Source organism: Rhizobium sp. AN6A, from assembly GCF_900215635.1.
In the GTDB taxonomy this organism is placed as follows: domain Bacteria; phylum Pseudomonadota; class Alphaproteobacteria; order Rhizobiales; family Rhizobiaceae; genus Agrobacterium; species Agrobacterium tumefaciens.
Window position 1 is genome coordinate 387,023 of record NZ_OCNC01000004.1, and the last position, 16,957, is coordinate 403,979.

13 protein-coding genes and 1 pseudogene are annotated in these 16,957 nt (G+C 57.7%); 6 read left to right on the top strand and 8 right to left on the bottom strand.

Features of this window, described 5'->3' with window-relative positions; translation table 11 throughout:
• Positions 1 to 265 precede the first annotated feature (265 nt).
• Positions 266 to 1,441, top strand: a complete 1,176-nt coding sequence (locus CRO62_RS14505; RefSeq protein ID WP_097100690.1) for a DUF3095 domain-containing protein — start codon at positions 266 to 268, stop codon at positions 1,439 to 1,441.
• A gap of 118 nt (positions 1,442 to 1,559) precedes the next feature.
• On the opposite strand, the gene CRO62_RS14510 is transcribed toward CRO62_RS14505, so the two are convergent.
• From CRO62_RS14510 to CRO62_RS14530, 4 genes are all read right to left on the bottom strand, one after another.
• The gene (locus CRO62_RS14510) at positions 1,560 to 1,883 is read right to left on the bottom strand and encodes an ArsR/SmtB family transcription factor (RefSeq protein ID WP_003513586.1); all 324 of its coding nucleotides are present in this window, start codon (positions 1,881 to 1,883) and stop codon (positions 1,560 to 1,562) included.
• A gap of 522 nt (positions 1,884 to 2,405) precedes the next feature.
• Positions 2,406 to 3,452: a choline ABC transporter ATP-binding protein gene (gene choV / locus CRO62_RS14520; protein WP_003513591.1), complete on the bottom strand. Its 1,047-nt coding sequence runs from the start codon at positions 3,450 to 3,452 to the stop codon at positions 2,406 to 2,408.
• Entirely contained in the window at positions 3,449 to 4,300 is an 852-nt protein-coding gene (gene choW, locus CRO62_RS14525; protein WP_003513593.1) for a choline ABC transporter permease subunit, read from the bottom strand. Before choW ends, choV begins: the two co-directional genes overlap by 4 nt.
• Before the next feature lie 292 nt (positions 4,301 to 4,592).
• Positions 4,593 to 5,495: a choline ABC transporter substrate-binding protein gene (locus tag CRO62_RS14530; RefSeq protein ID WP_233283658.1), complete on the bottom strand. Its 903-nt coding sequence runs from the start codon at positions 5,493 to 5,495 to the stop codon at positions 4,593 to 4,595.
• Positions 5,496 to 5,780: 285 nt separating this feature from the next.
• On the opposite strand from CRO62_RS14530, the gene CRO62_RS14535 reads away from it, so the two are divergent.
• The 3 genes and pseudogenes from CRO62_RS14535 (at position 5,781) to CRO62_RS14545 (ending at position 8,327) form a co-directional block, all read left to right on the top strand.
• Complete coding sequence (locus CRO62_RS14535; RefSeq protein ID WP_097100691.1) at positions 5,781 to 6,362, top strand: thymidine kinase; 582 nt, start codon at positions 5,781 to 5,783, stop codon at positions 6,360 to 6,362.
• Between the two features lie 114 nt (positions 6,363 to 6,476).
• A complete protein-coding gene (locus CRO62_RS14540) occupies positions 6,477 to 6,929 on the top strand; it encodes a pseudoazurin (protein ID WP_097100692.1) in 453 nt (150 codons plus the stop codon).
• Positions 6,930 to 7,168: 239 nt separating this feature from the next.
• Positions 7,169 to 8,327: pseudogene (locus tag CRO62_RS14545) on the top strand (DUF2333 family protein).
• A gap of 26 nt (positions 8,328 to 8,353) precedes the next feature.
• Here CRO62_RS14545 and CRO62_RS14550 read toward each other — a convergent pair.
• Positions 8,354 to 9,070 (bottom strand): helix-turn-helix transcriptional regulator, encoded by a 717-nt coding sequence (locus CRO62_RS14550; RefSeq protein ID WP_097100693.1) that lies wholly within the window; start codon positions 9,068 to 9,070, stop codon positions 8,354 to 8,356.
• 100 nt (positions 9,071 to 9,170) lie between these two features.
• Positions 9,171 to 9,692, bottom strand: a complete 522-nt coding sequence (locus CRO62_RS14555; RefSeq protein ID WP_013636634.1) for a TIGR00645 family protein — start codon at positions 9,690 to 9,692, stop codon at positions 9,171 to 9,173.
• Between the two features lie 358 nt (positions 9,693 to 10,050).
• Between CRO62_RS14555 and CRO62_RS14560 the strand changes: the two genes are divergently transcribed.
• Positions 10,051 to 12,291 (top strand): TonB-dependent hemoglobin/transferrin/lactoferrin family receptor, encoded by a 2,241-nt coding sequence (locus CRO62_RS14560; RefSeq protein ID WP_097100694.1) that lies wholly within the window; start codon positions 10,051 to 10,053, stop codon positions 12,289 to 12,291.
• Positions 12,292 to 12,347: 56 nt separating this feature from the next.
• Here the strand turns inward: CRO62_RS14560 and CRO62_RS14565 are convergent, their stop codons facing one another.
• On the bottom strand, positions 12,348 to 13,244 hold the full coding sequence (locus tag CRO62_RS14565) for an extensin family protein (protein ID WP_097100695.1): 897 nt from the start codon (positions 13,242 to 13,244) through the stop codon (positions 12,348 to 12,350).
• A 282-nt stretch (positions 13,245 to 13,526) separates the two neighbouring features.
• On the opposite strand from CRO62_RS14565, the gene CRO62_RS14570 reads away from it, so the two are divergent.
• Complete coding sequence (locus CRO62_RS14570; protein ID WP_097100696.1) at positions 13,527 to 15,716, top strand: anthranilate synthase; 2,190 nt, start codon at positions 13,527 to 13,529, stop codon at positions 15,714 to 15,716.
• A gap of 76 nt (positions 15,717 to 15,792) precedes the next feature.
• Here the strand turns inward: CRO62_RS14570 and CRO62_RS14575 are convergent, their stop codons facing one another.
• The gene (locus tag CRO62_RS14575) at positions 15,793 to 16,737 is read right to left on the bottom strand and encodes an HD-GYP domain-containing protein (RefSeq protein WP_097100697.1); all 945 of its coding nucleotides are present in this window, start codon (positions 16,735 to 16,737) and stop codon (positions 15,793 to 15,795) included.
• Between the last annotated feature and the right edge of the window lie 220 nt (positions 16,738 to 16,957).

The following is a 16,957-nucleotide window of genomic DNA, read 5'->3' on the forward strand; positions in this document are numbered from 1 at the left end:
GGTCTCAGCCCCGATGAGCGCCTTGGGCGCCGACCGAATGAAACTTCGCGGACGCCTCCCGGCGAAAACCCGTTCCATTTTTGAATTCCGAGCCTTCATTTCAACTCATACGGAAGGTTTGATGGCTTATGCAAGTCACCTTTGCTGGATAAGGTCTATTCGCGGTAAATCTATCGTCAGGCCAGCCTCGATCGTGCCATCGAAACGGGCGAGTGCACCGGCGTAAACGCTTGGCGTTTGGTCGCCGCAGGAGGATAATGGCGGCATGATAACAGCAGATGACGAATTTCTGACGGGCCTGCCCGTCTTCCGACATTTCGAAGACGTGGCCGACCCGGCGCTTTATCGCGCCCTGCCGCCGGGATGGGCGCTGGCCATTGCCGATATCATCGATTCGACAGGAGCGATCGGCACCGGCAGATATAAGTCCGTCAACATGGCGGGCGCTGCGGTCATCTCAGGCATATCGAACAGCCTCGAGCGTCACGACCTACCCTTCGTATTCGGTGGCGATGGAGCCGCCGTTGCGGTGCCACCGAACGGGATACCCCTTGCGCGCACCGCCCTTTCGAACGTGCAGCGTTGGGTGAAGGACGATCTCGACCTTTCGATGCGTGTGGCGCTTGTTCCGGTGGAGGACATACGCAACAACGGCTTCGATGTGCGCGTCGCGCGCTTTCAGGCAAGCGAGGATGTTTCCTACGCCATGTTTTCGGGCGGCGGCAACAGCTGGGCCGAGGCGCGGATGAAGGAGGGGCAATATGCCCTGCCCACGGTTGCGACAGGCGGGCGGCCGGACCTGACCGGCCTTTCATGCCGCTGGAACCCCATTCCGGCAACCCATGGCAAAGTGGTGTCGATCATCGCCATGCCGGGACCCTCACGGGATATGCCGGCATTCCGCCAGTTGGTCATCGATCTCGTCGATCTGGCCACGCAGGACGCAAGACAAGGCCACCCCGTGCCGGAGGATGGGCCGAAACTGGGCTTCGTGCGGGAAGGCCTCGGTCTGGAAGCCAGGGCAGGTGCGGCCTATCACGATAGCTGGGGCAAGGTGCGCCGTTCGCTCCGCATTCTCGGCGAGAGCTTCCTCGTGAATTTCCTCGGCATGACGGGATTGTCGCTCGGACGGTTTAATGCGGATCGCTATCGGCGCTCGGTTGCCAGCAACACCGATTTCAGGAAATTCGACGATGGCCTGAAAATGACGGTGGATATCGACGCCGAAAGGCTCGAAAAAATCCGTGCGCGGCTGGAGCTGGGGCGCCTCTCCGGCACCTGCTATTTCGGCCTGCACGAGCAGGAAGCCGCATTGATGACCTGTATCGTGCCCTCCCCGCTTTCGAAGGACCATATGCATTTCGTCGATGGTGCAGACGGTGGATATGCGGCTGCGGCAAGCCGGCTAAAGCAACAGATACAGGCTGCGTCTTCGGCCTGAGTGACGCGGACGCCTTCTCACCGCATTACATGCGAGCCAGACACCAAAAAAGAAAAAACCGGCGTCATGCGCCGGTTTCAACGGAATGGCACCGCCGGGCCGTGGGATGGCCGTTAGATCAGGCGGCAGCAGTCTTGCTGCTCTTCTGAACCTGGCAATAAATCTCCTCGAGGGAAGCGAGGATTTTTTTGACGGATTCGGAATTGCTGGAATAATAGATGGTCTGAGCATCCCGTCTTGTTTTCACCAGCCGCTGGGCACGCAATTTCGAAAGATGTTGCGAGAGCGCGGACTGGCTGAGACCAACTTGGGAGGCGAGAACACCGACCGGCACTTCCGTATCCACCAGCGTGCACAAGATCATCAGGCGCTTGGGATTCGCCATCGCTGAGAGCAAGTCTGCAGCGGCGATGCTATGTTCCGACAGAGATTGGTTATCCATACGCTCAAGTCTCCTGATGACAGTCGAAAAGACCGTCATGGTGGCTATTATAGGTGGTCCAAAAGGTGTTTTTTATAATTCAGTCGATACGTTGTATATACCTAAATCTTGCTTATATCGTGTCTCCCTCCAAGACTATTCTTCATTGATCATTTACCTAGACATATTGATCAAATTTTCAGACTTTTGCCTGTTTTTCGTCATTTTAGCAACAAACTGCTACATTCTCAGTAGTATTTGGAGCAAAAAACAATCAAAAATTGAGCACGCAAATCTTGTCTTCCAATGTCTGGCTTCGTGACCACTACCTTACACCACCTTAAATTTAGCAAGGAGGTACAGAATCTAGTTTTACTTTGCGCAATTTTCTCAAAGTTTGCAATATGCTTTTTATTCGTAATTATTTTAATGCATAACTTATAATGTCCTGGGTATTCTTTTTCTTTATACCAGCATTAGGTAATACAAAAAGGCCTTCCGGGGAGGAAGGCCTTTCGTTTTCTCGACCAATGCGAGTGTTTCTCATTTCTTTCGGTGGCGAGTGAGGCCTGTCACAATTTCGTCTGCGGAAATCGTGCCTATAATTGCGCCATTATCGACAACACCGATCGCGCCGGAATGTTTCGAGAGCGCATCGAGGATATCGATCAGCGGCGATGTCGGACGGGCGGTGGCGGCCACGTTCAACCGGCCGTTTTGTTCATCCACGCCTGGCTTCATCACGTCCGCGGCAGTCAGCATGGAAATCGGGTTCATGTTCTGCACGAAATCCGCGACATATTGCGTAGCCGGTTGCTTGACGATCTGCTGCGGCGTACCGCACTGGATGATGCGCCCGCCCTCCATCATGGCGATGCGGTTGCCGATCCGGAATGCCTCGTCCAGATCGTGACTGACGAAGAGGATGGTTTTCTTCAACCGGCTCTGGAACTCCAGAAGTTCGTCCTGAAGGCGGCTTCTGATGAGCGGGTCGAGCGCCGAGAACGGCTCGTCCATCAAAAGAATGGGCGCTCCGGTTGCGAAGGCGCGCGCCAGCCCCACGCGCTGCTGCATGCCGCCGGAAAGCTCCCCCACCTTGCGGTCGGCCCAGGCGGACAGGTTCACCAGCTCAAGCTGCTCGGCCACCATGCGCTTGCGCTCGGCTTCCGGCGTCCCGGAAAGCTCCAGTCCGAAACCGACATTGTCGGCAACGTTTCGCCATGGCAGAAGGCCGAATTGCTGGAAGACCATCGAAACCGTATGCATGCGCAGATCGCGCAGCGCCTTCGCCGTCGCCCGATAGGGATCGACAAAACCGGACGCCGTCTTCACGCTGACATTGCCGCGCACCACCGGCGCCAGACCGTTAACGGCCCTGAGCAGCGTCGATTTACCGGAGCCCGAAAGCCCCATGAGCACGAGTATCTCGCCCTCATTGACCGAAAGCGAGGCATTCGCAACGCCGAGGACCAGTCCGGTCTGCTCGTTGATCTCGTCACGCGTGCTGCCCTTGTCGATCAGCGCCAGCGCCGCCTCGGGCCGGTCGCCGAAGACGATATCGACATTTCCGAAGATGATTGCATCACTCATAGATCATGCTCCGTGCCGGGAAGGCGGAAAAGTCGGTCGAGAACGATCGCCAATATGACGATGCACAACCCCGCTTCGAAGCCCATGGCGATGTTGACGGTGTTCAAGGCGCGTACCACCGGCACCCCCAGGCCGTTGGCGCCGACGAGGGCGGAAATGACCACCATCGAAAGCGAAAGCATGATCGTCTGGGTAAGGCCCGCCATGATTTGCGGCGCAGCGAAGGGAAGCTCCACCTTGCGCAGAACCTGCGATGGCGTGGCACCGAAGGCGATGGCCGCTTCCACCAGTGCCGGCGGCGTCGAAACGATGCCGAGACGGGTCAGGCGCACGGGCGCGGGAATGGCGAAGATGACGGTGGCGATAAGCCCGGGAACCATGCCGAGGCCGAACAGCACTAGCGCCGGAATGAGATAGACGAAGGTCGGAATGGTCTGCATCAGATCCAGCACCGGGCGCATGCCGGCATAGATCCACTTGCGCCGCGCCGCCAGTATTCCAAGCGGTATGCCGATGATCATGCAGACGGCGCTGGAGGCAAGAACGAGCGCCAGCGTTTCCGTCGTCGCCTTCCAGTACCCCAGATTGATGATGAACAGCAGACCAAGCGCCGTGAAGACCGGCATGCCAACCGACCGCCTCGTCCAGGCCGAAAGAGCCGTCACAATCGCGACGATGACCAGCGGATGCGGCGCCTGCAAAACGTAAAGCAGGGCGTTAATGACGCTTTGGAAAATGAAAGAAAGCCAATCGAAGAAAAAAGCGAGATTGCCGGTCAGCCAGTCAATGGCCTCCTTGGCATATCGGCCGACGGGCAGGCGGTTTTCAGGAGCGCTGAGCCATTCCACGGTAAGACAAGACCTTTCGTGAACCAGAGCAATTCCAGTAAAAATGCGTAACGGTTTTGGGTCCGGAATTGCAAAAAAATAAGAAGAACAGGCATTGAAGGTGATCCCGTTTCACCGGAAATGCCGCTAATGCAGAAACGACGGCCGGCAACAGCATTGCCGGATACCGGGATGGCGCGTGACCCCGGATGCAAGAAAAATTCGCGGACCGAGATCATGCAAAGGACATCGTAATTTCCTGCAGTATCCGGCCTGTTACAAGGTTAGGCCGGATACATGCGTTGTCTGCAACCTAGAGGCCCAGGGCCTTCTTGACGGCGGGCAAGGCGTCAGCGCTGCCATCCTTGGTCTTGACGTTGGCAAGCCAGGGTTCGATCGCGGCCGGGTTGGCCTTCAGCCAGGCAGTCGCCGCCGCTTCGCCCTCGAGGCCATCATTCAGGATCTTGCCCATGATCTCGTTTTCCATGGGCAGGGAGAATTCCAGGTTCTTGAGAAAGACACCGACATTCGGGCATTCCTCGGTGTAACCCTTGCGGACATTGGTGTAGATCGTCGCGCCGCCGAGATTGGGGCCGAAAACCTCGTCACCGCCGGTCAGATAGGTCAGCTTGAAATTCGTATTCATGGGATGCGGTTCCCAGCCGAGGAACACGATCGGTTCGCCGGATTTCCCCGCGCGGGCAACCTGCGACAGCATGCCCTGTTCGGAGGATTCGACCACCTCGAAGCTCTTCAGCCCGAAGGTGTCCTTGGCGACCATGTCGAGGATCAGGCGGTTGCCGTCATTGCCGGGCTCGATGCCGTAGATCTTGCCGCCGAGATCGCCGCTATGGGCCGCGATATCCTTGAAATCCTTGATGCCGAGTTCAGCACCCTTGGCATTGGTCGCCAGCGTGTATTTCGCGCCGGTCAGGTTTTCACGCAACGTTTCAACCGACTTGTCGTCGCGGTAAGGCGCGATATCGCCTTCCATGGTCGGCATCCAGTTGCCGAGGAAGACGTCGATGTCCTTGTTTTTCAGCGATGTATAGGTAACGGGCACCGAGAGAAGCTTGACGTCGGTTTCATAACCGAGGCTCTTCAGCAGCACCGTGGCAGTCGCTGTGGTGGCTGTGATGTCGGTCCAGCCCACATCGGAAAAACGAACCTTGCCACAACTTGCCGGCTCCGCAGCGCCGGCCGCATTGAACGTCATGACGGAGATTGCTGCGGCCAAAGCCAGACAGCGACTTCTATTTGCAAACATCGCTTGCTCCCTTTTTTCGTTCCCTTGCCATTATCAATATCTGCCGGACACAATCAACTCGCGTGCATTTGCGTGCTTTGGCCCGCCGTTTGCGACACGACGATGAAAATCTCCGGCTTTTAGTCAGCGATACGGACAGCTGCGGGATGCGGAAATCTGTGTTTTTCCCGTTGCGGCACTTTTCAACCCGCCCCTTCGCCGTCAAAAGACGCGAAGGTGTACAGGGAGTAGACGATGGCAAAACTCTATTTCAATTATGCGGCGATGAACGCCGGCAAGTCGACCATGTTGTTACAGGCATCCTATAATTATCACGAGCGCGGCATGCGCACGTTGATTTTCACGGCCGCCTTTGACGACCGGGCCGGCTTCGGCCGGGTCGCGTCGCGCATCGGCCTGTCGTCCGACGCACGGACCTTCGACGGAAACACCGATATCTTCTCCGAAGTGGAGGCCCTGAATTCCGAAGCGCCCGTCGCCTGCGTTTTCATCGATGAAGCCAACTTCCTGTCCGAACACCATGTCTGGCAGCTTGCCGGTATTGCAGACCGGTTGAACATTCCGGTGATGGCCTACGGCCTGCGCACGGATTTTCAGGGCAAGCTTTTCCCGGCCTCCAGGGAACTGCTCGCCATTGCCGACGAGCTTCGCGAAATCCGCACCATCTGCCATTGCGGCCGCAAGGCGACGATGGTCGCCCGTTTCGACAATGAAGGAAATGTGGTCAAGGAAGGCGCGCAGATCGACGTCGGCGGCAACGAAAAATACGTCTCCTTCTGCCGCCGCCACTGGGTAGAAACGGTCAAGGGCGACTGACCGTCTGCGGCCGGTTGCCGCATTTGATTTTTCGCAAGGATGGTTCCCCTGCTCCTGCGCTAAGACCATGCGGACACATTCGCGTGGATGTGCTTTCTCTCAGGAGCAAAAGATATGCACAACAAAACTGCCACCATCGCCAGCCTTGCCATCGCTGCTGCCCTCCTTGCCTTTCCCGCCCTGTCGGCCGAAATCGAGGTGAAGATGCTCAACAAGGGCAGCGATGGCCAGGCGATGGTCTTTGAACCGGCAACCGTCAAGGCAGCTGTCGGCGACGTCATTTCCTTCGTGCCCGTCGACAAGGGTCATGATGCAGCTGCCGTCAAGGAAATGCTTCCCGAGGGTGTTGCGGACTTCAAGGGCAAGATGAATGAGACGGTGAAACTGACTGTCGAGAAGGACGGTGCATACGTCGTCAAATGCACGCCGCATCTCGGCATGGGCATGGTCGCCCTCGTTGTGGTCGGCGATGCCGCACCAGCCAATCTGGATGCCATAAAGACCGGCAAGCTGCCGAAAAAGGCGCGGGAGCGGCTGGACGCCGAAATTGCCAAGCTCGGTCTGTAACCGCCTGTCACCTTGTCCAGGCGATGCATGCTTCCGCGCGTAGTTCCGGAACACGGGAACGACCCGCGCGGACCGCAGGTTGAGAAAAGTTTCGCAATCATGTTGTATCCCGGTGGGTAGGGACATATCTGGAAGACAGTAAACGACTGCGGTTGTTGCGAAGCGCCAAAAGGCGCATGGCCGGACCGCGGTTGTTCCTTCCGGCGTTCAGCCCCACGGGCAGAGGAGACTATGACGACATGATCGACCGGATAACCGCTTTGATTCAGGCAGCCTTCAACGCCATCGGCAAGGCCGCCGGTCTCGTCGTCGCCTGGCTTTTGTGGCCTTTCATGGCCGCCCACGGCTGGTATCGCGACCGCAACTGGATCATCAAGGGTCCGATCGCTCTGGTGCTCATTCTTCTTGCCGGCTTTTACGGATACTTCTTCTGGCAAACGCAGGTCTGGACGAATTTCGACCCGGATTATATTTCCCGTTACAAGCTTGCCGAACGCACGGTGCCGCCGGGGCAGGAATTGCCGGCTGCAACACCCACGGCCGCCGCCGGCGCCACCGGTGCTGCCGCAAACACTTCCGCACCGGTATGCCAGCGCTCGGCTATCGTCGATGCCGCCGCCGATCTCACCGATTTCAACGTCAATCAGAATGCATGGATTTCCTCCATGCTGCTCTATCGTCTCGGCCCTCTTCGGCATGGACTGGGACAGTACGCCATTTTTGGACAACAAGGCGTCCTTCCAGCGCGGGGTGAACCAGGCCGTGCGCCGCACCGCGGTGGAACTGGTGGATACGCTCGGTCGCGTTCGCGGAACCTCCGGTATCAACAACAATCTCCAGGAAGCGCGCGGGAACATGCAGTTCAGCGAATATTCCTGGTATTTCGGCCTCGATCCGTTTGGCCCCAAAACACCGACACCCAGCTATTATCGCGCCGCCATCCGCAGCTTCCAGGCCTTTAACGGTGAACTGACCGCCTGCAAGGCCGTCTTCGATACCCGCGCCGATAACCTCATCCAGTTCATCGACCGCATTGCCGGCGATATCGGCTCGACATCGGCCATTCTTCGAGAGCGTTCGGAAAACTATAATGGCGGCTGGTTCGACACTCGCGCGGACGACCGTTTCTGGTTCGCCTATGGCCAACTCTATGGTTATTACGGCGTGCTGTCCGCAGCCGGAGCGGACTTCGCGCAGGTTATTCGCGAACGCAATCTGACCAATCTGTGGAACGACACCCTGGGGCAGACGCGTGCGGCGCTACGCATCCAGCCGGCAATCATTTCCAACGGCGACGAAAGCGGTTGGATCATGCCCTCGCACCTTGCCACCATGGGATTTTACGTTCTGCGCGTTCGCTCCAACCTCGTCGAACTCCGCTCCGTTCTCGACAGGTAAGGCAACAGCTCGGACCGGCAGAAAAATCAGCTTATCAGGCCAAGGCGTATTGTCTTGGCCACAAGCTGCGCGCGGTTGACGCAATCGAGCTTGCGAATGGCGTTGTTCATATAGGTATTGACGGTGTGCTCCGAGATGGACAGAAGCTCGGCGATCTCCACGGAGGTCTTGCCTTGCGCAGTCCAGCGAACCACGTCGAGTTCCCGCTTCGTCAATGGTGAGGGGAGTTTTGAGCCTGCACGACAAAGCCGGTCATAGGCCTCCAGGGCGTGAAGGGCGATCATGCACAGCTCGTTCAGCGAACCCTGCGACAGGACATCGCAATCGCCAGCAAAATTCATCAGATGCCGGTTTCCGTCCATGCCATTCACCGGCACCAGAAGACCGGAGGTGATGCTCATGCCGCGCAGCAGGGTTGAGACTTCCAACAGCGAGCCGGAGTTGATGTCCTTATCATCAAGAGACCAGTATTGCGGCATCATCGATGAAGCGCCGCGCTTTATGACGGGACAATCTGCAAGTTCACCGTCCCGGGTCATCGCATTCACCACCCACACCGGCAGGCTGCTTTCCACCACTATCGGCAGGGCATAGGCATTGCGAATGCTCGGCAGCCTCAGCAAGGTCACGTAGGAATAACCGAACGCCTGCATCACCTGCTGCAGCGCCGCCAGCCATTGGGGTCTGTCAATGGCAGCAGAAAGGTCGCGGCAAAGTCTGGCCTGGCGCTCCGTCTTAGGCATTCAGGCGCCACCCGGCGGTGGGCGCAGGACACCCACAAGCGACGGCCAGGCGGCATGGGCAAACAGTGTTGCAACCTTCATATCGGGCGGACCACCTTGACTAAAGTGCCGGTTTTTCGGGTTTATCCTTCGGCTTGGCCATCAGTTTCTCCAGGAAACCGAGCATGACCGCCGAGACGACAAAGGCGAGATGGATGATGGTGAACCACATCAGCTGGCTATCCGTATACTGACTGGCGTTGAGGAATATCTGCAGCAAATGAATCGACGAAATCGCCACAATCGACGATGCGACCTTGATTTTCAGGCTGCCGGCATCAAGCTTGCCCAGAAACGAAACCTCGTCATCCGCCTCATCGAAACGGCTGACGAAATTCTCGTAGCCGGAGATCATCACCATGACGATAAGGCTCGCCACCAGTGCCGCATCGATCAGCCCGAGCATGGCGAGGATCATGTCCGATTCGTCGTAAGTGAAAACGTTTTTGGCGACCTTCAGGAACTTCAGCACGAAGGAAAATGCATAAACCGCCAGCGCCGCGACGAGCCCGAGATAAAACACGACGAGCAGCCAGCGGCTGGAGAGAATGATCCGCTCGACGAGCAGTTCAAGTGACTTCATTTCCGTATCCGATTACTTTTTTGTATATTGTTAGAGCATGCATTCTTCCGCCATCTAAACTGGCTACGAATATCCTAGCAAGCGTCAATGTCGGGACTTTGGCCGGAACCGGGCGTTTTCGGGCCTCTCCACCGGTCTGGATGCAGTCTCACGGGGCGTCACATTTTTGCCACGCACCGTTATGCTTTAAAACATGATGATAAAAGTCATATATAATATGTTGACAGTTATGATCATGTTTTTTAGTCCTCAGCTATCGGCTTGCCCGTAACAAATCAAAACAGTTTCAGCCGCGACAGCAAGCGCGGCGCGTTTTTGCGCGCCATAGCTTCTGCGCGCGCCTATCCGGGGGTATTTAATGTCCATCTCGCGCACACATTCGGCGCTGCTTTTGTGCACTGCCATGTCTCTTCTGCCCTTTGCCGGACCTGCGCAATCGCAGGATGCCGCTTCGCAGACGAACGACACCACCACGCTGGAGAAGATCGTGGTCAAGGGCAAGCGCGTCAAAAGCGCGAATGCAGCCGCCGACACACCGCTTGCAAGCCAGACGACCGCGGAAGACATCAGGAAGAAAGACATCGGCAGCATCAAGGACCTCGGAAACTCCACCGAGCCGGGTGTCGATTATGTGGATGCCAAGCCCGGCAGGCCCGGCGGCCTGTTCATTCGCGGTCTCGGTGGCGCGCGCGTGGTGACCCTGATCGACAATATTCCCGTTCCCTACTTCAACAATTTCGCCCGTCAGGGACAGGCCACGACGACCCTGAGTGATACCAGTTCGAGCTTTGATTTTTCATCGCTTTCCACGGTTGACGTTGTACGCGGCGCCGATTCCAGCCGCATCGGTTCCGGCGCTCTTGGCGGCGCACTCGTTCTGCGCACGCTTGAGCCGGAAGACCTGATCGGTGAAGGCAAGGACTGGGGCGGTGTCGCCAAGACCACCTATGACAGCGAGGACAGAAGCGTCGGCGGATCGCTCGCCGTTGCAAAGAAGATCGAAAACACCTCGGTTCTGTTCCAGGGCTCCTACAAGCGCGGCAACGAAACGGACAATAAGGGCTTCGCCGATGTCTACGGAACCCGCCGCACCAAGCCCAACCCGGCCGATACCTACGAAAGCAACCTGATGTTCAAGATCCGCCAGGATCTGGAAGGCGGCCACCGCATCGGGCTTACGGCCGAGCGTTATTCATTGAGAGATCGCAGCGACATGCGAACCCTGCAAGGCGTCAGCGTATCGGGATCGACTTACCGTATTGGCGACTACAGCGGCTACGAGGATACGGAGCGCGACCGCGTATCGCTTGATTACGAATATGAAGCGCCGTCGACAGACAGCCTGATCGATGCAGCCAATCTGTCGCTCTACTGGACGCGCCTCTCCAAGGAATCCGGCGCTGGCGACCGGCTGACCAACAACTCGCTCTATATCCGCGAAGACAGCATGCGCAACAGCGCTTTCGGCATCGTCGGCGGCCTTGAATCCGGCTTCGAACTCGGCGGCGTGCAGCACACCGTGCGCTTCGGCGGCAACGCCATGACAACCGATTTCAGCCAGGCGCTTTATGCCAACACAGGCGGAGTGACCTCATCATCACAGTCGGACATGCCTGACGTGAGCGGCAAGAGCCTTGGCCTCTATCTCGATGACGAAATCGCGTTTGGAAACGGTTTCCGTCTGACCCCCGGCCTGCGCTTCGATTCCTACGATTACGATCCGGATGGCTCGGTATCCAGCAACAGCGGTTACAACACCTTCGGCCTGCCAAGCGGCAATAGCGGTTCGCGCTTCTCACCGAAGCTGCTCGCCACATACGACGTGACGCCGGAATTGCAGCTCTTTGCGCAATGGTCGATGGCCTATCGCGCTCCGACCATCAACGAGCTTTATCTGAACTTCTCAAATATCAGCTCGGGTTATGCCGTGGTCGGCAACTCCGCGCTCAACCCCGAAACCAGCAACGGCTTTGAAATCGGCGCCAATTACGCATCCGGCGATCTGACGGGGAGCCTGACGCTGTTCCACAACAAGTACAAGAACTTCATCGAGCAATACACGACCTCGACAACGCTGTTCCCCGGCTTCGGCGGCAGGGGCAACGGATCGCTCTTCACCTATCGCAACCGCAACAATGTTGAAATCTCCGGCGTGGAAGCCAAGGTCCGCAAGGAACTCGCAAACGGCTTCTTCGCCCATGCGTCGCTTGCTTATGCTTATGGCAAAGACACAGACAGCAACGAATTCATCCGCACGGTGGCGCCGTTCAAGTCCGTCCTCGGCGTCGGCTACGCACAGGAGACATGGGGCACGGAATTCACCGGCATATTCTCCTCGCATATGCGTGATGACAAGGTGGCCACAACCTACGACGCACCCGGTTACGGCATCTTCAACCTGACTGGCTGGTGGGAACCGGAACAGACCAAGGGCCTGCGTATTCAGGCCGGCGTCTACAACCTGTTCGACAAGCAATACTGGAACGCCGTCGGCGTTCGTGACGTCAACCCCAATGCCGTCAGCACCGTCAACCAGCCTGTCGACTTCTATACGGAAGCGGGCCGCACCTTCAAAATCTCTCTGACCCAGAAATTCTAAACCCGGTCGGAACATCATCTCCAGTCGGGGCGGCCTTCGGGTCGCCCCCTTTTTTATCAGCGGCAGTAGAGATAACCTCCCTTTCGCTCCAGCACGTCGAGATGCAGGTGATCCTGATGGGTCGCGTCACTGCCGGGGGAAAGAACGGTGCGGAAGAACAGGCAGGCGGCGGCTGTAATCGTCCGCTGGAACGCACCTTCCACGGTTCCATCCTCGCCGCGCGGCTTCATCACCAGCGGATCGCCCTTGTCAAAGGCGATGGTGGAAATATCGACAGCATTGCCCTTGGCATGTTCCGAAATCTTGCCGGTTTCGGCGCTGTTGCGGTTGCGGCAAATATAGGTCGAGGCATTGGCAATCGCCGTTACCTTTTTTTCCGGCAGGGCGAGAGCCACAGCCGGCAGCATCATCTCCTTTGTCCAGCGCGATAGCGCAAGCGCGGTTTCGCAGCGCATGGTGCCAGATGGTTCAAGCTTGATGCCCGGCAGCACCACGGAAAGCTCGATCGGCGCTTCGATACCGCACCCCTGCTCTTCGTCGCGGATCGGCTCGAGCTCTTTGAATTCCGCGCCGATTTCCTTCAATGCGCCAAGACAGGCCTGAAGCTCTGCCGGGTCTTCCGGCTTCACAGGCTCCGGCGGTTTTTCCTCGGGTTTCGTGGCTTCGCCATCAGGAGCTACCGTCTCAGCGCCGTTTTGCCCCTTGTCGTCTTTCTTCTTGTCATCGGCACCCTTCACTTCCGCGCCGGATTTTCCTTCTTCAGGCGGTTGCGGCTTGGGGGTCGGTTTCGGTGTGTCTTCGGGCGTTTGCGCGCCCTTATCGGCCGGCTTTTCCGTCGTGGCAGGTGCTTGCTGTTCGCCAGGCTTCGGCTGTGGCACCGGCACCTGTGGCGGCGGTTCGGAAGCGGAAATAAGGGCGAGACTCGTCATCAGAAGACACAGGCGATGAAGCATTTTCCGGGGCACTCCTGACTGTTTCGGCAGGACAGGAACGCAACTCGCGCCGGTAAGGTTCATTCCGTCGCCGGAATCCGCTTGCCAAGGCGAATTGTGCAGGCTAACAATTTTCCCATGAACATCGTGTCTATGAACATTGCTAACTGGTGGTGGAGCAGCTTTACGCGGCCTTGACCAGTCATGTCTTCAGACAAAGTCCAAGCCGCCCGAATTTTCAGGCGGCTTTTTTGTTATTCTGCCGCCTGTCATCGGGCCTGAAAAACGGGAAGTGCGAAAGAAATGGTAACGATCATTCAGGATGACGGAGCGGAAACCTACGAGACGAAAGGCGGCATCAAGGTCAGCCGAAAGCGTCGCGCCGCCGAATATGCCAGCGCCATCGACAACTACATCGAAAAGCTCGATGCCCATCGCGGCGCGGTTTTCTCGTCCAACTACGAATATCCGGGCCGCTACACGCGCTGGGATACGGCCATCATCGATCCGCCGCTCGGCATTTCCTGCTTCGGTCGCCAGATGTGGATTGAAGCCTATAACGGCCGCGGCGAAGTGCTGCTCGACTTCATCACCGAAAAGCTGAAGGCGACGCCCGATCTTACGCTGGGCGCATCCTCCGTCCGCCGTCTCGACCTCATGGTCAACGAGCCGGACCGCGTCTTTACCGAAGAAGAACGCTCGAAAATCCCGACCGTCTTCACGGCGCTACGCGCCATCGTCGACCTGTTCTATTCGAATGCGGATTCGGCCATCGGCCTGTTCGGCGCCTTCGGTTACGATCTCGCTTTCCAGTTCGACGCGATCAAGCTTTCGCTCGCGCGCCCGGAAGACCAGCGCGACATGGTGCTGTATCTGCCCGACGAAATTCTCGTCGTGGACCATTATTCCGCCAAGGCCTGGATCGACCGTTACGATTTCGAGAAGGACGGTGTAACGACGGACGGCAAGTCCTCAGAGATCGCACCCGATCCCTTCAAGACCACCGATACGATCCCGCCCAAGGGCGATCACCGTCCAGGCGAATATTCCGAGCTGGTGGTGAAGGCCAAGGAAAGCTTCCGACGCGGTGATCTGTTCGAGGTCGTTCCCGGCCAGAAGTTCATGGAGCGCTGCGAAAGCAATCCCTCGGCGATCTCCCGCCGCCTGAAGGCGATCAACCCTTCGCCCTACTCCTTCTTCATCAATCTCGGTCATCAGGAATATCTGGTCGGTGCTTCGCCGGAAATGTTCGTGCGCGTCTCCGGCCGTCGCATTGAGACCTGCCCGATTTCAGGCACCATCAAGCGTGGCGACGACCCGATTGCCGACAGCGAGCAGATCCTGAAGCTGCTCAATTCGAAGAAGGACGAATCCGAACTGACAATGTGCTCGGATGTGGACCGCAACGACAAGAGCCGCGTCTGCGAGCCGGGTTCGGTGAAGGTCATCGGCCGCCGCCAGATCGAGATGTATTCGCGCCTCATCCACACGGTCGACCACATCGAGGGCCGTCTGCGCGACGACATGGATGCCTTCGATGGCTTCCTCAGCCACGCCTGGGCAGTCACCGTCACCGGCGCACCGAAGCTGTGGGCCATGCGCTTCATTGAAAGCCATGAAAAGAGCCCGCGCGCCTGGTATGGCGGCGCAATCGGCATGGTCGGTTTCAACGGCGACATGAATACCGGGCTTACGCTGCGCACCATCCGTATCAAGGACGGCATCGCGGAAGTCCGCGCCGGTGCGACGCTTCTCAATGATTCCAATCCGCAGGAAGAAGAAGCCGAAACCGAACTGAAGGCATCCGCCATGATCGCGGCCATTCGCGATGCAAAAGCCACAAACTCGGCCGCCGCCAAGCGCGATGCCGCCAAGGTGGGCACCGGCGTCAAGATCCTGCTGGTCGATCACGAAGACAGTTTCGTGCACACGCTGGCGAATTATTTCCGCCAGACGGGCGCCACGGTTTCCACCGTCAGAACGCCGGTCGCAGCGGAGGTCTTCGACCGCTTCCAGCCCGATCTCGTCGTGCTTTCGCCCGGACCGGGCAGCCCGACGGATTTCGACTGCAAGGCAACGATCAAAGCCGCCCGCGCCCGCGAGCTGCCGATCTTCGGCGTGTGCCTCGGTCTTCAGGCGCTGGCAGAAGCCTATGGCGGCGAACTTCGCCAACTTGCGGTACCAATGCACGGCAAGCCCTCACGCATCCGCGTGCTGGAGCCAGGCCTGGTCTTCTCCGGTCTCGGCAAGGAAGTGACCGTCGGTCGCTACCACTCGATCTTCGCCGACCCTTCCACCCTTCCGCGTGATTTCATCATCACGGCGGAAAGTGAAGACGGCACGATCATGGGCATCGAACACGCCAAGGAACCGGTAGCCGCCGTTCAGTTCCACCCGGAATCGATCATGACTCTCGGCCAGGATGCCGGCATGCGCATGATCGAGAACGTCGTGGTGTATCTGACCCGCAAGGCGAAAACCAAGGCAGCGTAAACATCCTGCATCGGCGGCGTCACTTCGGCGCCGCCGGGCGAGCCTCAAACAGCGCGACTTCGAGATCGCCTGCTACCTAGCTACGCGGCAGCGATGTGGAAATGCACAGCGCGAATTTCTTCAAAAGTTGCATGTCGAAGTGGCCTTCCCGGCGCAACATCCACGTCAGCGCTTCGTTTGCCGTCCATGGCTTCTTGTAGGGCCGAACCGAGGTTACGGCGTCATAGACATCGCAGATCGCCGCAATGCGCGCGTGAAGACTGATCTCGTTTCCGGCGCAGCCGCTGGGATAACCGCCGCCATCAATGCGCTCGTGATGATTGAAGCAGACATCCAGAACCATGGCTGGCATCTGCTCGTTGCGCGACAAGATATCCCGGCCGAACGTTGGATGAAGATTGATGATTTCCCGCTCGGTGGCGCTTAACCCTTCCGCCTTGTTGAGGATCGATGAAGGAATTTCCACCTTGCCGATATCGTGCAGCAGGCCGCTGATGCCGAGCAGATCGACCGTTTCCTTGTCCAGCCCGAGATAATTGCCAAAATGGATCATCAATCCGCTGACGGAAACCGAATGCACAAAGGTCGTCTCGTCCTTCGACTTCAACCGGGTAACGCCGATAAAAATCGCCGGGTTCGACTGGACCGCATCGGAAATCTCGCCGGCCGCCGCTGTCATGCCCTTCAGGGACACGCAGCCACCGGCTTCGGCAACGGCAAATGTCTCGGCAATGGCATCGGCGGCGTAGCGCACGGCATGGGTGACGGCAGCCATGGTTTCGGGGCCACTATTTAATCGCGGCGGGACGGTTCCAGAGCGCGGCCTGCCCTCGATATCGTTTCCCTTGGCCGTATTGATGATGATGCTTTCAGCGCCGCTCAATTTCAATTGACGCATCAACTCTTCGTGCCGCAGAAGAAATCGATATCGCTGCAAAAATTCGCTGTTCGAAAGCGCTCCCTCGACCGCTTCGATAAACATGCCAACCGTCAATTGCTGGGTAGAAATTCGTTTGAGCATCAGACGCTTTTATTTTCCTTCCCGGGGATGGTAACCTCCGCTGGCAATTGCTGAAAACACCGGAACCAACCGGTATCCCTGCAAGGGTAAGTTACGCATTCCTAACATTGTTCAATTTTGGAACTTAAACATAAGATAGCACGAATATGAAAATTTTTTACTCTGGATATATTTAAAACGCAAAGAATCAATTCGATTAAGCCAAGAAACAACCTAAGAA

Bases quoted from the DNA above. Each gene is read 5' to 3' on its own strand.
- CRO62_RS14575 (WP_097100697.1), bottom strand. From the start codon at position 16,737: ATGCTCAAACGAATTTCTACCCAGCAATTGACGGTTGGCATGTTTATC.
- choV (WP_003513591.1), bottom strand. From the start codon at position 3,452: ATGAGTGATGCAATCATCTTCGGAAATGTCGATATCGTCTTCGGCGAC.
- CRO62_RS14535 (WP_097100691.1), top strand. From the start codon at position 5,781: ATGGCAAAACTCTATTTCAATTATGCGGCGATGAACGCCGGCAAGTCG.
- CRO62_RS14570 (WP_097100696.1), top strand. From the start codon at position 13,527: ATGGTAACGATCATTCAGGATGACGGAGCGGAAACCTACGAGACGAAA.
- CRO62_RS14530 (WP_233283658.1), bottom strand. From the start codon at position 5,495: ATGACGTTCAATGCGGCCGGCGCTGCGGAGCCGGCAAGTTGTGGCAAG.
- CRO62_RS14505 (WP_097100690.1), top strand. From the start codon at position 266: ATGATAACAGCAGATGACGAATTTCTGACGGGCCTGCCCGTCTTCCGA.
- CRO62_RS14510 (WP_003513586.1), bottom strand. From the start codon at position 1,883: ATGGATAACCAATCTCTGTCGGAACATAGCATCGCCGCTGCAGACTTG.
- CRO62_RS14560 (WP_097100694.1), top strand. From the start codon at position 10,051: ATGTCCATCTCGCGCACACATTCGGCGCTGCTTTTGTGCACTGCCATG.
- CRO62_RS14565 (WP_097100695.1), bottom strand. From the start codon at position 13,244: ATGCTTCATCGCCTGTGTCTTCTGATGACGAGTCTCGCCCTTATTTCC.
- CRO62_RS14555 (WP_013636634.1), bottom strand. From the start codon at position 9,692: ATGAAGTCACTTGAACTGCTCGTCGAGCGGATCATTCTCTCCAGCCGC.
- CRO62_RS14540 (WP_097100692.1), top strand. From the start codon at position 6,477: ATGCACAACAAAACTGCCACCATCGCCAGCCTTGCCATCGCTGCTGCC.
- CRO62_RS14550 (WP_097100693.1), bottom strand. From the start codon at position 9,070: ATGCCTAAGACGGAGCGCCAGGCCAGACTTTGCCGCGACCTTTCTGCT.